The 15590-nt window shown below is 73.4% G+C and carries 17 protein-coding genes; 6 read left to right on the forward strand and 11 right to left on the reverse strand.

Going from position 1 to position 15590, the window contains the following annotated elements; translation table 11 throughout:
• Positions 1–5: 5 nt before the first annotated feature.
• The 5 genes from BIU94_RS17685 to BIU94_RS03330 form a co-directional block, all read right to left on the reverse strand.
• Positions 6–143, reverse strand: a complete 138-nt coding sequence (locus BIU94_RS17685) for a hypothetical protein (RefSeq protein ID WP_175472088.1) — start codon at positions 141–143, stop codon at positions 6–8.
• Positions 144–405: 262 nt separating this feature from the next.
• A complete protein-coding gene (locus BIU94_RS03315) occupies positions 406–1512 on the reverse strand; it encodes an NAD-dependent epimerase/dehydratase family protein (protein ID WP_071254202.1) in 1107 nt (368 codons plus the stop codon).
• The gene (locus BIU94_RS03320) at positions 1512–2705 is read right to left on the reverse strand and encodes a zinc-dependent alcohol dehydrogenase (RefSeq protein WP_071254204.1); all 1194 of its coding nucleotides are present in this window, start codon (positions 2703–2705) and stop codon (positions 1512–1514) included. Before BIU94_RS03320 ends, BIU94_RS03315 begins: the two co-directional genes overlap by 1 nt.
• A gap of 133 nt (positions 2706–2838) precedes the next feature.
• Positions 2839–3474, reverse strand: coding sequence for a DNA alkylation repair protein (locus BIU94_RS03325; protein ID WP_071254205.1), 636 nt, complete (start codon positions 3472–3474; stop codon positions 2839–2841).
• Positions 3475–3639: 165 nt separating this feature from the next.
• Positions 3640–4851 carry a peptidoglycan DD-metalloendopeptidase family protein gene (locus BIU94_RS03330; protein ID WP_071254206.1) on the reverse strand — a complete coding sequence of 404 codons (1212 nt, stop codon included), beginning with the start codon at positions 4849–4851 and terminating at the stop codon, positions 3640–3642.
• A 161-nt stretch (positions 4852–5012) separates the two neighbouring features.
• Between BIU94_RS03330 and BIU94_RS03335 the strand changes: the two genes are divergently transcribed.
• Positions 5013–6908: a gamma-glutamyltransferase family protein gene (locus BIU94_RS03335; RefSeq protein WP_071254207.1), complete on the forward strand. Its 1896-nt coding sequence runs from the start codon at positions 5013–5015 to the stop codon at positions 6906–6908.
• Positions 6909–6955: 47 nt separating this feature from the next.
• Here BIU94_RS03335 and BIU94_RS03340 read toward each other — a convergent pair whose 3' ends face one another.
• Positions 6956–7360 carry a VOC family protein gene (locus tag BIU94_RS03340; protein WP_071254208.1) on the reverse strand — a complete coding sequence of 135 codons (405 nt, stop codon included), beginning with the start codon at positions 7358–7360 and terminating at the stop codon, positions 6956–6958.
• Positions 7361–7417: 57 nt separating this feature from the next.
• A complete protein-coding gene (locus tag BIU94_RS03345) occupies positions 7418–8461 on the reverse strand; it encodes an NAD(P)-dependent alcohol dehydrogenase (RefSeq protein WP_071254209.1) in 1044 nt (347 codons plus the stop codon).
• A 428-nt stretch (positions 8462–8889) separates the two neighbouring features.
• Here BIU94_RS03345 and BIU94_RS03350 point away from each other — a divergent pair, with 428 nt between their 5' ends.
• The 3 genes from BIU94_RS03350 (at position 8890) to BIU94_RS03360 (ending at position 11244) form a co-directional block, all read left to right on the forward strand.
• Positions 8890–9330: an OsmC family protein gene (locus BIU94_RS03350; RefSeq protein WP_071254211.1), complete on the forward strand. Its 441-nt coding sequence runs from the start codon at positions 8890–8892 to the stop codon at positions 9328–9330.
• An 86-nt stretch (positions 9331–9416) separates the two neighbouring features.
• Positions 9417–9674 (forward strand): hypothetical protein, encoded by a 258-nt coding sequence (locus BIU94_RS03355; RefSeq protein ID WP_071254213.1) that lies wholly within the window; start codon positions 9417–9419, stop codon positions 9672–9674.
• Between the two features lie 58 nt (positions 9675–9732).
• Complete coding sequence (locus tag BIU94_RS03360) at positions 9733–11244, forward strand: threonine/serine exporter ThrE family protein (protein ID WP_071254215.1); 1512 nt, start codon at positions 9733–9735, stop codon at positions 11242–11244.
• Positions 11245–11402: 158 nt separating this feature from the next.
• Here BIU94_RS03360 and BIU94_RS03365 read toward each other — a convergent pair whose 3' ends face one another.
• The gene (locus tag BIU94_RS03365) at positions 11403–11597 is read right to left on the reverse strand and encodes a DUF2795 domain-containing protein (RefSeq protein ID WP_071254217.1); all 195 of its coding nucleotides are present in this window, start codon (positions 11595–11597) and stop codon (positions 11403–11405) included.
• Positions 11598–11695: 98 nt separating this feature from the next.
• Positions 11696–12382 carry a TetR/AcrR family transcriptional regulator gene (locus BIU94_RS03370; protein WP_071254219.1) on the reverse strand — a complete coding sequence of 229 codons (687 nt, stop codon included), beginning with the start codon at positions 12380–12382 and terminating at the stop codon, positions 11696–11698.
• Between the two features lie 165 nt (positions 12383–12547).
• Between BIU94_RS03370 and BIU94_RS03375 the strand changes: the two genes are divergently transcribed.
• On the forward strand, positions 12548–12865 hold the full coding sequence (locus BIU94_RS03375) for a hypothetical protein (RefSeq protein WP_139196005.1): 318 nt from the start codon (positions 12548–12550) through the stop codon (positions 12863–12865).
• 94 nt (positions 12866–12959) lie between these two features.
• Here the strand turns inward: BIU94_RS03375 and BIU94_RS03380 are convergent, their stop codons facing one another.
• Positions 12960–13859: an SDR family oxidoreductase gene (locus BIU94_RS03380; protein ID WP_071254270.1), complete on the reverse strand. Its 900-nt coding sequence runs from the start codon at positions 13857–13859 to the stop codon at positions 12960–12962.
• A gap of 198 nt (positions 13860–14057) precedes the next feature.
• Between BIU94_RS03380 and BIU94_RS03385 the strand changes: the two genes are divergently transcribed.
• Positions 14058–14789, forward strand: a complete 732-nt coding sequence (locus tag BIU94_RS03385) for a hypothetical protein (protein ID WP_071254223.1) — start codon at positions 14058–14060, stop codon at positions 14787–14789.
• A 15-nt stretch (positions 14790–14804) separates the two neighbouring features.
• Here the strand turns inward: BIU94_RS03385 and BIU94_RS03390 are convergent, their stop codons facing one another.
• Positions 14805–15587: an endonuclease/exonuclease/phosphatase family protein gene (locus BIU94_RS03390; RefSeq protein WP_071254225.1), complete on the reverse strand. Its 783-nt coding sequence runs from the start codon at positions 15585–15587 to the stop codon at positions 14805–14807.
• Positions 15588–15590: the final 3 nt, after the last annotated feature.

Genomic DNA, 15590 nt, shown 5'->3' on the forward strand with positions numbered 1-15590 from the left:
TGTGCTCAGGTCAGCCAGAGCGCCGCGATGCCGATGATCGCCACGAACGTGACGACGATGGCGACCTCGAGCCCGAGCACGACGAGGTCGTCCTGCTGTGGCACGTCGTCGTCGTGGGAGGAGGATCGCGTCGAGGTCTGCATGCCCGCGACCGTAGGCACCGGATGTCTCAGCACTGCGGCAGTCCGACGACCCGAGGCCCCGCCGGAGCCCCGATCCCCGTCACCGCGGGCGCTGGATCGTCACCGTCCCGACACACAGCACGCGCGCGATCCGTCCCATCGCACGTGGAGTGGGAAGCGGATCCGCGCGTCGGGAGCCAGAACTTCCGGCTGCCGACGCGCAGAAGACCCTCCCACGAGCGGAACGACCTCCTACGCGCGAAACAGCGCCCCCGCCGCGCCCCTACCCGCGCAAGGGCCCCGACGCGGGGACGTTCGCGCCGTCGGCGAAGCCGGCCACCAGCGCGCGCAGGGCGTCCTCGGAGGTGTGCCGCGGCTCCCAGCCGAGCACCGTCCGGGCGCGGTCGGTGCGCATGATCGGCACCCCGGCCGCGATGTCGATCCAGCCGGCGTCCGTCGGCTGCAGGCGGAGCCGCCAGGTCAGGGTCACGATGCCGCGCAGCAGCCGGAGCGGGATGCGCACGGCGCCGAGCATGCCGAACGCCCGTGCGAGCCGCGGCGGGTTGAGCACCGGCGACGCGGCGATGTTGAACGCACCGCCGGCCCGACGGTCGACCGCGCGCCAGTAGGCATCGGCGACGTCGTCGGCGTGCACGGCCTGGAACACGAACGGATACGGCAGCGGCAGCGGCAGCCAGCGCACCCAGCGGACGATCGACATCGGCACGAGGTGCCCGAGGAACAGCCCGCGGATCTCGGCCGCCGCGTCGCGCTGGAAGATGAGCCCGGGGCGCAGCCGCGTCACCACCACCGAGGGGTGCTCCGCCTCGAACGCGTCGAGCGCGGCCTCGTTCTCGGCCTTGTGGATCGAGTAGGTCGCCGTCGGGATGCCGTCGGTCGGCCAGGTCTCGTCGACCGGGGTGTGCTTGCCGTCGACGTCGACCCCGCGGTAGGTGCCGACCGACGACGCGATGACGACCTGGGGCACCCCGACGCGGGCGACCGCCGCCAGGACGTTCGCCGTCCCGGTGACGTTCGTCCGGTACTGCGTCGGGATGTCGTGCGTCGGCTGCAGGGCCCACGCCAGGTGGATGACGGCGTCGGCGCCGCGGAACACGGCCGCGAGCCGGTCGACGGCGTCCGTCGCGCCGACGTCGACGCTGTGCCACACCGCCGAGGCGTACGGCTCGGCGTGCGCGTCGGGCAGCCGTCGGGCGACGCCGACGAGCTCGACCTCGCCGCGAGCGGCGTCGGGCACCGTGGCCGCGTGGGCGCCGCCGTGCCCCGCGCCCGTCCCCCCAGCCCCGTCGCCGCCGGCGCGGACCGCGGCGAGCCGGCGGAGCACCGCCGTTCCGACGTTGCCGGTCGCGCCGACGACGACGATCCGCATCAGGCGGCTGCCATGGCCGGGTCGAGCACGACCTTCACGCAGTCGTCCTGCTTCTTCTGGAACACCTCGTACATGTGCGGGGCGTCCTCGAGCGACACCCGGTGCGAGGTCAGGTCGAGCGTGCCGAGCGGGTCCGACGGGTCGGACACGAGCGGCATGAGGTCGTCGACCCAGCGGCGGACGTTGCACTGGCCCTCGCGGACCGTGATCTGCTTGTCGAACAGCGTCATCATCGGCATCGGGTCGGCCATGCCGCCGTAGACACCGCTCAGGGAAACCGTGCCGCCGCGGCGGACCAGGTCGATCGCCGCGTGCACCGCAGCGAGCCGGTCGACGCCGGCGGTCTCGATCGCCTTCTGCGCGAGGGCGTCCGGCAGGAGCCCGGCCGCCCGCTGGGCGAACCCGGCGACGGGGTTGCCGTGCGCCTCCATGCCGACGGCGTCGACGACCCCGTCGGGGCCGCGGCCGTCCGTCAGGTCGACGAGTTCCGGCACGACGTCCTTCGTCAGGTCGAACACCTCGGCACCGTGCTTCGCACCGAGGTCACGGCGCACCGACTCCGGGTCGACGGCGAGCACGCGGTAGCCGAGGTGCTTGCCGATGCGGGCGGCGAACTGGCCGACCGGGCCGAGGCCGAGCACCGCGAGGGTGCCGCCCTCGGGCACGTTCGCGTACTGCACGGCCTGCCAGGCCGTCGGCAGGATGTCGCTCATGAACAACCAGTGGTCGTCGGGGGTGCCGTCGTCGGGGATGACGATGGGGCCGTAGTCGGCGTGCGGCACGCGGAGGTACTCCGCCTGGCCGCCGGGCACCTGGCCGTACATCTTCGTGTAGCCGAAGAGCGCCGCACCGGAGCCGTACTCGGTGACCTGGGTGGTCTCGCACTGCGACTGCAGGCCGCGCTCGCACATGTAGCAGTGCCCGCACGAGATGTTGAACGGGATGACGACGCGGTCGCCGACCTTGAGGTTCGTGACGGCGGAACCGACCTCCTCGACGATGCCCATCGGCTCGTGCCCGAGGACGTCGCCCTTGTCGATGTACGGTCCGAGCACCCGGTACAGGTGCAGGTCGGAGCCGCAGATCGCCGTCGAGGTGATCCGCACGATCGCGTCGGTCGGCTGCTGGATGGTCGGGTCGGGGACGGTCTCGACGGACACCTTCTCGGTGCCCTGCCAGGTGAGTGCGCGCACGTCGCGTTCCTCTCGTGGTTCGCTTCGGGCCGGCCGGGAGGCACGGCTCGCGTTCACGTCCTCGGTACCCGCCCGCCCCGTGGTGCGTTCCCAGCCCGGTGTGCCGTGCGCGCGTCGGCGCGCGTGGCGGCGGTCAGCCGCGCAGGCGGTCCCGCTCGGCCGCCGGCAGGTGCTCGGTCGCGGTGGCGAGCGCGGCGGGCGTCAGGAACCGTCCGCTCTGCTCGAGGAACGCCACGAGGGCGGGTTCCGACGCCCGCTTCCCCGTCTCGCGCAGCACCCGGCCGAGCGCCGATTGCACGGTGTCGCCGCGTTCCCGCACGAGCCGGCCCGCGATCCCGAGCGGCACGTCGGCGTCGCCCTGCTTCGCGAACGCCAGGGTCGCGACGACGGCGATCCGTCGCACCATCGCGACGTCGGACTTCACGAGCGCGAAGAGCGGGCCCGTCGAACCGCCGACGAGCGGGGCGCCGACGAGCTCCTCGGCCGCGAGGTCGACGAGCACCGGGTCGTCGAACCGCTCCGCCTTCGCGGCGGCCAGGTACTCCTCGGTCAGCTCCGGGTCGGGGTGCGCCCGCATGGCCTGCACGAGCAGCAGGACGGCGACGGTCTTCGCGCCGTCGTCCTCGCTCCAGAGCAGGGCGGAGCGCTCCCCCTCGTCGAGGTCCTGGAACTGCCGCGCGACCCGGCGGGCCGCCGCGACGTCCCCGGTGGTGCGGGCGAACGCGGCCAGCACGGCCTCGGCGTCGTGTCCTCCGCGGCTCTGTCCCATCGCCTCCAGCCTACGGTCCCGGAGCGGGGGCGTGGCGGGGTGTCGCCCGCCCCGCTCGGTGGGCAGGGGTGCGGACGCGCGCCCGTGGACGACGCGGCCGTCCCCGTCCACCCGAGCCGTGCCTCCCGGCCGGGACGCGCTCGTGCCGTCCGCCCGCGCGCCGCGTCAGCGGAAGTGCAGCGTTCCCAGCGGGTCGACGAGGGTGCCGTTCCGCCGGACCTCGACGTGCACGTGCGGCCCGGTCGACTGCCCGGTGTTGCCGGACTTCGCGATCTCGGTCGAGAGCTTGACGATCTGCCCCTGCTTGACCTCGATCTTGCTGAGGTGCGCCGTCAGGACGGTGGTGAGGCCGTAGGTCACGACGACGTAGTTGCCGTACGAACCGTCGTTCGCCACGGTCTTCGTCACCGTGCCCGAGCCGGACGCGTACACGGCGGTGCCCACCGCGACGGGCGCGTCGGTGCCCTGGTGGTAGCGCGGCACGTGTCCGGCGCCGCGGTCGTCGCCGTAGCGGCCGCTGATCTTCGTGCCGTTGACCGGCCACGCGAGGCCGGTGACCGGGCGGCTCGACCAGACCCGGGTGTCCTTGCCGCCGTAGAGCACGACGTTGCCGTCGACCTGTACCAGGAGCGTGCCGGAGCCGGCCGTGCCCGTGCGGCTGGACCAGAGCGCGACCTTCTTGCGCGAGGCGTCTCGGGTCCAGACGACCATGTTGCCCTTCGTCTGCAGCTCCACCCAGGCGCCGGGGTGCCCGCCGGTCTTCGACTGCCAGACGACGCGGCCGCCCTGCTTCTGCACGAGGTTGCCGTCGGTGCGCATGTTGAGGGTGCGGGTCGCGCTCGTGTCGGAACGCAGGACGGTGCCGCCGAGGATGCGGTTGCCGGACAGGACCCGGTCCTGGAAGTTCGTCCAGTTCACGACGACCTTCTTGCCCGCCAGGAGCGCCATGGTGCCGTCGGCACGGACCTTGAGCGCCGTCGACTGCCCGGTGCCGGCCGAGGCCCAGCGCGCGAGCCGCTTGCCGTTCCTGGTGATGTCGAGCGCGCGGTTCTTGCCGACCACGGCGACCGCGCCCGGCGCACCGGACGTGTTCGATGCCCAGAGCACCTGGTTCCCGATGCCGTACTCGACCAGGTTGCCGTCGCCCTGCATGATGAGGCGGAACTGGCCGTTCGGCGAGGTGACCTGGTCACCGGGGGCGATCGTGGTGCCGGCCGGTGCCGAGCCGACCCAGACCGCCGACGCCGAAGCGGGACGAGCGGTCACCGCGAGGTCGCCCGCGACGAGTGCGGTCGCGGCCACGGCGAGCGCCGTGACGAGCCCGGCGATGCGGAGGGACCGGCGCGCGCGCACGACGGTCGAGTGGTTGGTGGTCATGGAGTCCCTGCCTCGTGGAGCGGCCGCGCCCCTGCGCGGTCGTTCGGCGCTCGCCCTGCACGAGTCGCCGAACGATGGTCGCTTCTCACCGCGGGGCGCACAACCCCGTGACAGGGGGGTACGGCGACACCTGTCCGCCGGCGCTGGGACAGGATGGGGCCATGCCGACGCCGAACCCCGCCTTCGTCCCGCCCGCCGGGCACACCACGCGCCCCGACCTGCAGGGCACCTTCGGCATGGCCGCCGCGACCCACTGGACCGCCACGGCCACCGCGCAGTCCGTGCTGGAGCGGGGTGGGAACGCCTTCGACGCGGCGGTCGCCGGGGCGTTCGTGCTGCACGTCGTCGAGCCGCACCTGAACGGGCCGGGCGGCGACCTGACGGCGGTGTTCGCGACGGCGACGGACCCGACCCCGGTCGTGCTGGTCGGGCAGGGCCCCGCACCGGCCGCTGCGACGCCTGAGCACTACCGCGCCGAGGGCCTCGCCCTCGTGCCGGGGTCCGGCGCCCTCGCCGCGACGGTCCCCGGCGCGGTCGACGCGTGGCTGCTCCTGCTCCGCGACCACGGCACGTGGGAGCTCGCCGACGTCCTCGCCTCGGCCATCAGCTACGCCCGCGACGGCCACCCCGTCGCCCCCGCCGTGGTCCGCACGATCACGGCCGTGCACGACCTGTTCCGGCAGCACTGGCCGACGTCCGCGGCGCAGTGGCTGCCCGACGGTGCGGTGCCGGCCGCCGGCGACCTGGTGCGCAACGAGGCGCTCGCCTCGGTGCTCGACCGGCTCGTCGCCGCCGGTGCCGGCACCGACACCCGGACCGCCCGCATCGACGCCGCCCGCACCGAGTGGTCCGAGGGGATGGTGGCCGAGGCGATCGACCGGTTCGTCCGCGAACCGCACCGCCACGCCTCCGGCACCGACCACGCGGGGGTGATCCGCGCGTCGGACCTCGCGGCCTTCCGGGCGTCCTACGAACCGGCGACGACGGCGACGTTCCGCGGGTGCACGATCGCGAAGACCGGGCCGTGGGGGCAGGGGCCGGCGCTGCTGCAGACGCTCCGCCTGCTCGACCCCCTCGACGACGCACTGCTCGACCCGTCCACCGAGGTCGGCGCGCACACGATCGTCGAGGCGCAGAAGCTCGCGCTCGCCGACCGCGAGGCCTTCTACGGCGACGGCGACGTCCCGATGGACGTCCTGCTCTCCGACGCCTACACCGACGAACGTCGCGCGCTCATCGGCGACCGGGCGTCCGCGGAGCTCCGCCCGGGCACCGTCGCGGGCGTCGAGCACGTGCTGCCGCCGTTCCGTACCCCCGACGACGCCGAGCGCCCGGCGGGGCTCGGCGAGCCGACCGTGCAGGTCGCGCGGGGCGCCGGTCGCCCGCCCGCCGCGCCCGCCGCTCCCGCCGCTCCCGCTGCTCCCGTGGAGGACCGCGGCGAACCGTTCGTGGCCCCGGACGGCGAGACCCGCGGCGACACCTGCCACATCGACGTCGTCGACCGCTGGGGCAACATCGTCAGCGCGACCCCGTCCGGCGGCTGGCTGCAGTCGTCGCCGACGATCCCCGGCCTCGGGTTCTGCCTCGGCACGCGCCTGCAGATGACGTGGCTCGAGCCGGACACGGCCTCGACCCTGCGTCCGGGGGACCGTCCGCGCACGACGCTCACCCCGACGCTCGTGCTGCGGGACGGCGAGCCGGTCGCGGCCCTCGGCTCACCGGGCGGCGACCAGCAGGACCAGTGGCAGCTGCTCTTCCTGCTGCGCTGGATCGTCGGCGGGTACTCGCCGCAGCAGGCCATCGACGCCCCGGCCCTGCACACCACGTCGTTCCCCGGTTCGTTCTGGCCGCGCACGTGGGAGCCGGCGGGGCTCGTGGTCGAGGACCGGCTCGGCGACGCGGTGATCGCCGGCCTGGAGGCCCGTGGGCACGTCGTCACGCGCGCCGGCGACTGGTCACTCGGTCGCCTCTCCTGCGTCACCCGCGACCCGTCGACCGGCGTCCTCGGCGCAGCCGCCAACCCGCGGGGCGCGCAGGGCTACGCCGCCGGGCGCTGACACCCGGGGCGGGGTCGCGGGCGCCGGCATGACGGTCGCGGTCGCCGTCAGGGCGTCGGTCCCGTTCCCGGCTTCATCCAGAACGGCGAGTAGTGGTACCCGTCGGGGTCGTCGAACTGGCGCTGGTACATGAACGGGAAGTCGTCGGTGTCCCCGACCCGCCCCCCGGCGGCGGCGGCTCGCTCCACCAGGTCGTCGACCGCCTCGCGGCTGGCCAGGTCGAACGAGACCGTCACCTTCGAGGGTGTGTCCGGACCGCCGACGAGGTCCTCGGTCCCGCCGACGCTCGCGTACACCGCACGGCTGGCGAGCATGACGAACTGCCCGGGCGTGATCGCGAAGCACGACACGTCGTCGCGGGACATCGTGGTGTCCTGCGTCCAGCCGAGTGCGCTGTAGAAGGCGGTCGCGCGTTCGACGCTCTCGACCGGGCAGCTGATGAACAGGCTCATGCGGGCAAGGATCACCCCGCCCGCGACACCCGTCAAGGGCGCCGCGGGCACTGTCCGTCAGAGCGTCGGGACGACCACCGCGCGGCCCGAGAGCTCGCCGGCCTCGAGCTTGCGGTACGCCTCGAGCGCGTCCGACAGCGCGTAGCGCTCGACGTCGGGGACGATCTGCCCCGCGCGGTACATGGCGACGACCTCGTGCAGGTCCTCGATGGTGCCCCAGTACGTGTTCGTGATGGTCGACTCGTACGGCGTCGAGAAGAAGTTCCACTCGGTGGTGCCGCCCGCGATCCCGACGACGGTGAACCGGCCGCCGACCGCCATCGACGCCTGCGCGAGCGTGATCGTGGGGGTGGCGCCGACGAAGTCGAAGGCCGCATCGACGCCACGTCCGCCGGTGATCTCGCGGATCGCCGCGGCCTGGTCCGGGCCGCCGGGCACCGTGATCGCGCCCCGGGCGGCAGCGCGGTCCATCGCGTCCTGCTTCATGTCCGTGGCGATGACCGTGGCACCGGTGAGCGCGGTGAGGATCTGCACGGCGATCTGCCCGAGCCCGCCCAGCCCGACGACCAGCGCGTACTTGCCGCCGCCCGCCAGGTTCGGCAGGGAGTTCTTGATCGCGTGGTACGGCGTGAGCGCGGCGTCGCTGAGCGGTGCGGCCGCGATCGGGTCGGCGTCGCCGAGCGGCACGAGGTTCCGCGCCGGGACGGTCACGTACTCCGCCATGCCACCGTCGCGCCCGAGGCCGATGCCCATGTACGGGTTCGTCGCGGCGTTCTCGCAGTAGGTGTCCTGCCCCTTCGAGCAGTACGAGCAGTGCCCGCAGCCGACCGGCCCGTACACCAGGTAGGCGTCACCCTCGGCGAAACCGGTGACCCCGTCGCCGACGGCCTCGACCCAACCGGAGTTCTCGTGACCGAGCACGAACGCGGGGGCCTGGGCACCCGGCTGGCCCTCCTGGAACTCGCGGTACACGGCGACGTCCGAGTGGCAGGCCCCGGCACCGGCGACCTTGAGCAGCACCTCCCCCGGCCCGGGGGTGGGCTTCGGGACCTCCGTCAGAGACGGGAAGGTCTGGTACTGCTCGAACACGACGGCGCGCATGGGGTTCTCCTCTTTCGCTGACTGCGGGGCGGCGGATCGGCGGTGATCCGTCGGGCGTCAGGAGGGGTGCGGCGTCGCGATCGGATCGTGTGATCCGGAGGTTCAGCCTACACCTGTCGCCCTCCCCGACACCTGTCGCAGACTTGCACGCGCACGTTCCGTCCCATCACGCATGGGATGGGAAGCAGTTCCGCGCGTGGTCGGCCGGAAGGAACGCCCCCCGACGCGCGGATCGCCTCACCACGCGCGGAACTGCTTCCCACGCGCGGAACAGCACCAGGCAGCACCAGGGCGCACCCGGGCGACACCGGGGCGCACCCGGAACCCTGCGTCTTCGCCGTGAGCGGGTTGCGAGAACGAGCGTTCTCCGATTGACTCGGCTCCGACGGTCCCGCTCGGGACCGATCCCCCACACGAAAGGAGCGGCCATGCCCACGCGCACCGCACGCACCGCCTGGAACGGCGGCCTCAACGACGGTTCCGGTCAGGTCGAGCTCTCGAGCTCGAAGGTCGGCACCTACGACGTCTCGTTCCCGAAGCGCGCCGCTGACGAGGCCGGCGGCACGACCAGCCCCGAGGAGCTCATCGCCGCAGCGCACTCGGCCTGCTACGCCATGCAGTTCTCCGCCGTCCTCGGTGAGGCCGGCGGCACCGTCGAGGCCCTCGACGTCAAGGCCGACGTCTCGCTCGGCCCGGACTCGGCTGGCGGCTTCAAGCTCACCGGCATCGCCCTCACCGTCAGCGGCGAGGTCTCCGGCATCGACGAGGCGACCTTCCTCAAGGCCGCCGAGGACGCCAAGGCGACCTGCCCGGTCAGCAAGGCCCTGACCGGCGTCGAGATCACGCTCGACGCGACGTTCGAGCAGTAGGCAGCAGACCGACCACCTGTCGGACGGGAGGCCCGTGGCGGATCCGCCACGGGCCTCCTGTCCGTCGTCCCCGTACGCTGGTGCGCATGGGACGTCGCCTGTTCGCCACCCCGTCCGGTATCGCGTTCTGGGTGGGCCTGGTCGCCCTCGTGGCGGGGGTCGTGGTCGCGCTGACCGCCCCGACGGCGTCGTTCGGCTGGTTCGCGTACGCACCTGTGTCCGACGACGCCTTCGTCGCCGGGACCGACTCGACGCAGCAGGCCGTCGGTCAGCTGCTCGCCGTCGCCGGCGCCGTGGTCGCCGCGTTCGCCCTCGGTCGGCTCAGCGTGCGCCGCCGGAGCTGATCCTGCCGCGTCCAGCGGACGTCCGGACTCGGCGCGATCCGCCTGGCACCATGGCGTGATGGCCGAGCAGCACCCCCCTGGCCCGCACAAGCCGGGCCGCCCACCACGGCCACGACGCCGCAGCCTGGCGCAGCACGACCTGCGCGACGCCCGGGCCCGTCTGCGCGGCACGATCTACGAGCACGTCGAGCCCGACGCGAAGGGGCGCGACCAGTACACCGCGACCCAGATCGTCGACTTCTGCCTCGACCTGGCCGAGGTGATGCTCGCCTCCGGCGCGGACACCCGGAGCGTCGAGACCGCCGTCGTCGCGGTGTCGACGAAGTGGAACCTCGCGCCGCTCGACCTCGACTTCTCCGGCAGCTCGGTGACGATCCAGTACGCGCCGTCCGACGTCCCGCCGCTCGTGAAGGTCCGCACCGTGCACTCCGACGGCTCCGACCTCGACCGCCTGGCGCGGGCGAACCAGATCGTCGACGACCTGATCCACGACGACCGGGACATGACCTCCGCCGTCAACGCGCTCGTCGCCGTGCTCCGGATGCCGCCGCGGTGGCCGATGTGGCTGTCCGACGTCGGCCTGTCCGTCCTCGGCACGTCCATCGCGATGCAGGCCGGCGGCGGCTGGCGCGCCGGGGTCGGCGCGTTCGTGCTCATGCTCGGCATCATCGTGTCCGGCCGGTGGCTGACCGGCCGCGGGTACCCGCAGTTCTTCGTCTCGGGGGCGCAGGCCGCGGTGGCCTCCGCGATCGGGTCGCTCGCCATCCGCGCCGAGGTCCTCGGGCCCGGCGGCGCGGCCACCATGGTCGCCGCCCTGGTCGTGCTGCTGCTGCCGCACCCGTCGCTCGTGACCTGGGCGCAGGACGCCATCTCCGGCTTCCGGGCGATGGCGGTGGCCCGCGCGTTCTACATCGGGCTGGTCATCGCCGCGATCGTGGTCGGGGTGCCGGCCGGCATCGCCGTCACGCACTGGCTGTCGATCGAGGTCGACCCGTCCGGCATCGTCATCCGCCCCCTGCCGCTCTGGGCACTCATGTCGCTCACCGTCGTGTCGGCGGCGGCGAACTGCTTCGTGCAGCAGGCGAGCGCCCGGGTGATCCCGGTCGCGGTGGTCTTCTCGGTCGCGGCCGGCGCCTCGCTGTGGATGCTGCGCCAGGCCGGGCTGCCGCTGCTCGGTGCGACGTTCCTGGCGTCGGTGCTGCTCGGTGTGCTGTCGACCTACGCGGCGGTCCGCATGCGGACGGCGGTGGCGGCGATCGCGGTGCCGGCGTTCTGCGGGGCGCTGCTCCCCGGTGTCGCGGTGTCGAACGCCCTGCTCAACTTCATGTCCGGGTCGTCCGGCGCGGCACTCGACTTCGTCGCCGCGGTGTCCGTCGCACTCGGCATCGGCGCCGGACTCGTGCTCGGCGGTCTGTTCGCCACCCCCGGTGCCCGTCGGGCCCTGCGCCGCACCCGTCGGGTCGTCGTGCACTCGGTCCACAACGACACCACGGCGCTGCGGGTCATCCGGGACTCCGGGTACGATCCGGGCGACGGTTCGGTGCCGCGCGGGTCACGGTCGCGCACGTAGCGCGGGTGACGCGGGTCGCGCTCGGGTCGCGCGGGTCGCGCTCCGGCGGCGCCCGGTGAGCAGAAGACGCCGGGTGCGATCACGCCACCCGACGTCTTCTGCTCACTCGATGCGACCGCGGTACGACCGCGGCGCGGTCCCGACGCCGTCGCGCGCGCTCAGCCCGCGTCGGAGACGGCGCTCGACACCGCGGTCGGGCCGTCGTACTCGCGGTCCGGGATGCCGCGCAGTGCCTCGAGCACGTCGTCGGGGGCGTTCTCCTGCTCGGCGGTCGAGACGATGTCGTCCTTCGACGCCGGGTAGTCGATGCCGCTCAGGTACTTCTGGACCTGGATGGGGTTCGGTGATGCCATGTCGGGTTCCTTCCGTCGACACCCATCGGTACGCGGTCGACGCTCGGCCCCGGCGCAGGCACGCGCTCAGCGGACGTCGGGCCGGGCAGGAACCGCGCTCAGATCTCCCAGCTGCCGGTGTCGTCGTCGTTCCAGGTCGCCAGGCGGCGGGCCGCGTTCGCCTCGTAGCGTTCCATCCACCCACGCTCGAGCCGCGCCACGGCCCGGTCGAAGGCCGGCACCAGGTCGAGGTCGGAGCGCAGCAGCGCCTGCAGCTGCAGGCCCTCGTACAGGGCGATGAGCTGCTCGGCACCCCGCCGGGGCTCCATGGTGTGCGGCGCCCGGCCGACGGCGACGTCGTGCTCGAGTCCGCGCTTGATCTGCGCGTAGAAGAGCTGGTACCGCGAGCGCAGGTAGTTCGCCATCGGGTGCAGCGGGTTGCCGGCCACGGACAGCAGCGCGACGAGCAGGCGCATGAGCGCGGGGTCCTCGGCGTTCGACGCGACGATGGCGCGGAGCAGGTCGACGGTGGAGCCGTCCCCGACCTCGCGGGTGACCTCGTCCATCCGGGCGCCGTTCCAGCGGTCCAGCGCGGCGAGCACCAGGCCGTCCCACGACGGGAAGTGCTGCTCGAGTTCGGAGACGGGGATCCCGAGGCGTTCGGCGACGTGGGCGGGTCGCGCCTCGTGGAAGGGGACGTCGCGCAGGAGGTCGACGGTGGCCCCCACGATCGTGATCCGCAGGTGCAGGGTGGCGGCCGCGGCGACAGCCGCTTGCGTGTCCGCGCTGGTGTGTTCGAGCATCATGCCCTCCGTCGTTCGCCGGACGTCGTGTCCGCGTCGCCCCGGTACCGGGACCCCTCCATGCTGACGCAGAACGGGGGACACCAGAATCCCCGGTCCGGGTGTCAGCACATCGGAGGACAAGCGACGTCCAGCGCCCTCGCGGCACCGCGTGTGACGATGCCGGACATGACCCCGAACGACCCCACCGCACAGGGACTCGCGACCATGGCCTCGGCCGGCTTCGAGTTCGGCGGCGACCCCGACCAGGTGGCCCACGACGTCCGGGCGATGTGGGAGCAGCTCGGCCGACCGGCCGGGGCGTTCGAGGCCGCCGCACGGGCCGTCGCGGTGCTGCCGCAGCGTCCGGAGGTCCCGATCGCCGACCAGGCTCGCCGCCGGGCCTTCGAACGGGCGATCGGCATCAACCCGGTCGAGGTCGAGCTCGCCGCGGCCCTGTCGGCGCGCGAGCTCCTCGAACGGATGGCCGGCACCGTCACCTGCTGACACCGCGCCGGCGGTGGACGCGACCCCGGACACGACAGGAGGCGCGGTGCCCACCGGCACCGCGCCTCCTGTCCGATCGCTCGTGGAGCGCGCCCTACGGCGTCGGCATCCCGCCGTCGACGTGCAGCGTCTCGCCCACGACGTACGACGACTCGCCGCTCGCCAGGAACACGAACGCCGGCGCGAGCTCGGCGGGCTGGCCCCAGCGGCCCAGGTAGGTCTGCTCACCGGCAGAGGGCAGCGCCTCCGGCGGCTGGCCGCCGGCCGGCTGCAGCGGCGTCCAGATCGGGCCCGGGGCGACCGCGTTGACGCGGATGCCCTTCGGGGCGAGCTGCGCCGCCAGGCCCTTGGCCATGTTGTTGACGGTCGCCTTCGTGGCGGCGTAGTGCACCAGGTGGGGCGACGGCGCGTAGGCCTGGATCGACGTCGTGTTGATGATCGTCGAACCCGGCTGCAGGTGCGGCACGGCGGCCTTCGTGATGCGGAAGGTCGCGTAGGCGTTCGTCTTGAAGGTCTCGTCGAACTCCTCGTCGGAGATCTTCGTGATGTCGTCGACGTTCTGCTGCTTGCCCGCGTTGTTCACGAGGATGTCGAGTCCGCCGAGCTGCTCGACGGCGTCGGCGACGAGCTGCTCGCAGAACTCGAGCGAGGTGATGTCGCCGGGCAGGGCGACGGCCTTGCGGCCGGCGGCCTCGATGAGGCCGACGATGCGCTCGGCGTCCTCCTGCTCCTCGGGCAGGTACGAGATGGCGACGTCGGCGCCCTCACGGGCGTAGGCGATGGCGACGGCTGCGCCGATGCCGGAGTCGCCGCCCGTCACGAGCGCCTTGCGGCCCTCGAGACGGCCGGAACCGCGGTAGGTGTCCTCGCCGTGGTCCGCGGGGACGTTCTTCGCCATCTCCGCGTCGGTACCGGCACCCTCGAGGTACTGCTCGTCGGGCTTCTTGTCGGCGTAGAGCTTGGTCGGGTCCTGCATGGTGTACTGGTCCGTCATGCCGGTGACGGTACGCAGCCCCGACAGCACGTCCGCCCAGGAGGCTGTCCCCCGGTCGCGCGGGTCGGCCCACGTCCGGCGGCGCGCACCACCAGGGCGCCGCTCGCGTCCCCGGCGAAGGTCACGGTCCGGTGACGGCCCGGATGCGATTCGGTAACACCTGTCGTCCAGGCCGCTCCGGCGTCGTACCGTCGGACGGTGACTCCTCGGACCAAGCTCGCTCTCTGCGCCGCCGTCCTGGCCTGCACGGCCGGATCGGTCGTCGGCGGCGGCGCGACCTGGGCCGGATCGGACGCCGCCGTCGCCGCCGTGCCCGTCCGCGACGCCGCACCGGTCGTCGTCACGGAGTCGCAGCTGCGCGGGGTGGACGCGATCGAGCTCGGCGCCGAGTCGCTCGTCCTGCGCGCCGGCGACGACACCGTCGTCCGTGCGTCGATGCGCGACTCCGCGCTCACCGTCGGCCTGCTCGACCGCCTGCTCGGCACACCGTCGCGCACCCAGACCGCCGAGGGCGACGGCGGCGCGTGCTTCCCCGCCGGCACCACCTACACCTGGCGCGGTGCGGTGCGGGTCGCGGCCCTGACCACCACGGCACGCATCGGCAACGCCGTCGAGATCCGGGTGCTGCGCGACGCGGTCCGCAGCCGATGGGGCTCGACGGTCGAGCTCTCCGGTCCGGACGGTGTGCGGGTCGGTGACGACATCCGCCGGGCGATCGCCGACGCCCCGCGCTCGGCACGCGTGTCCTACGGCTCCGACGACGCCCAGGCGTGGCAGCTGCTCCTCCGCGAGGGGTGGGAGCGCACGGACCGGTCGCACCGCGCCGACCGCGCCCACTCCGGGAGGAACGGGGTGTCGGCCCTGACCGACGAGACCACGGTCACGGTGCTCGGGTCGCCGATGCCGGTGCACGCACAGCGCAGCTGCTGACCCGGCCGCCCGCGGTCAGACGCGGATCGTCGCGACGACCGGGAAGTGGTCGCTCGCGAACCAGGTCTCCGGGCCGTCGTGGTCGATCTCGACCCGCTCGACGGCGGCGACCCCGCGCGTGAGCACCCAGTCGATGCGCTCACCGGAGTCCACCGGGGGCTGCCACTCGTTGTAGCTCGCGGTCCGGTCGTCCGGGTCGCCGGCCACCAGCCAGGCGTCCTCGAAGCCGGCCTCGCGGAACACGCGCGACGCCGCACCCGAACCGGACGGCTCGTTGCAGTCGCCCGCGAACACGACCGGGCCGGTCTCCGCGGCCAGGCGCTCCACGATGAGTGCGGCACTCTTGCCCCGCACCTCGTCGCCGTGCGGGCCGACCTCGTGGTCCATGTGCGTGGTGAGCAGGGTGAAGGCCGGGCCGTCGGCGTCGAGCAGCCGGACGTGGTTCGCGATCCGCGGGTACAGGCTGCCCCAGGTGTTCGACACCGGCTCGTCGGGGGTGTCCGACAGCCAGAACGACCCCTGGTCGGCCGGGCGGAACCGGTCACGGCGGAAGAACACCGCCGCGTGCTCGCCCGCGGTGCCGCCCTCGCGACCCTGCCCGACGTCGGCGTGGTCGGGGAGGCCGGCGCGCAGGGCGTCCATCTGGTGGTCGAAGGCCTCCTGGACGCACAGCACGTCCGGGTCGTGCCGACGGATGATGTCGAGCACCACCGGCAGCCGTGCCGGCCAGTCGTGCGCCGGGTCGGGGTTCTTGACGTTGTAGGTCATCAGGACGATCGGACGGGCCGCAGTGCTCACCCG

Source organism: Curtobacterium sp. MMLR14_006 (genome assembly GCF_001864985.1).
GTDB lineage: Bacteria > Actinomycetota > Actinomycetes > Actinomycetales > Microbacteriaceae > Curtobacterium.

Bases quoted from the DNA above. Each gene is read 5' to 3' on its own strand.
- BIU94_RS03325 (WP_071254205.1), bottom strand. From the start codon at position 3,474: ATGGGACAGAGCCGCGGAGGACACGACGCCGAGGCCGTGCTGGCCGCG.
- BIU94_RS03360 (WP_071254215.1), top strand. From the start codon at position 9,733: ATGGCCGAGCAGCACCCCCCTGGCCCGCACAAGCCGGGCCGCCCACCA.
- BIU94_RS03355 (WP_071254213.1), top strand. From the start codon at position 9,417: ATGGGACGTCGCCTGTTCGCCACCCCGTCCGGTATCGCGTTCTGGGTG.
- BIU94_RS03330 (WP_071254206.1), bottom strand. From the start codon at position 4,851: ATGACCACCAACCACTCGACCGTCGTGCGCGCGCGCCGGTCCCTCCGC.
- BIU94_RS03350 (WP_071254211.1), top strand. From the start codon at position 8,890: ATGCCCACGCGCACCGCACGCACCGCCTGGAACGGCGGCCTCAACGAC.
- BIU94_RS03335 (WP_071254207.1), top strand. From the start codon at position 5,013: ATGCCGACGCCGAACCCCGCCTTCGTCCCGCCCGCCGGGCACACCACG.
- BIU94_RS03375 (WP_139196005.1), top strand. From the start codon at position 12,548: ATGACCCCGAACGACCCCACCGCACAGGGACTCGCGACCATGGCCTCG.
- BIU94_RS03345 (WP_071254209.1), bottom strand. From the start codon at position 8,461: ATGCGCGCCGTCGTGTTCGAGCAGTACCAGACCTTCCCGTCTCTGACG.
- BIU94_RS03315 (WP_071254202.1), bottom strand. From the start codon at position 1,512: ATGCGGATCGTCGTCGTCGGCGCGACCGGCAACGTCGGAACGGCGGTG.
- BIU94_RS03380 (WP_071254270.1), bottom strand. From the start codon at position 13,859: ATGACGGACCAGTACACCATGCAGGACCCGACCAAGCTCTACGCCGAC.
- BIU94_RS03370 (WP_071254219.1), bottom strand. From the start codon at position 12,382: ATGATGCTCGAACACACCAGCGCGGACACGCAAGCGGCTGTCGCCGCG.
- BIU94_RS17685 (WP_175472088.1), bottom strand. From the start codon at position 143: ATGCAGACCTCGACGCGATCCTCCTCCCACGACGACGACGTGCCACAG.
- BIU94_RS03340 (WP_071254208.1), bottom strand. From the start codon at position 7,360: ATGAGCCTGTTCATCAGCTGCCCGGTCGAGAGCGTCGAACGCGCGACC.
- BIU94_RS03365 (WP_071254217.1), bottom strand. From the start codon at position 11,597: ATGGCATCACCGAACCCCATCCAGGTCCAGAAGTACCTGAGCGGCATC.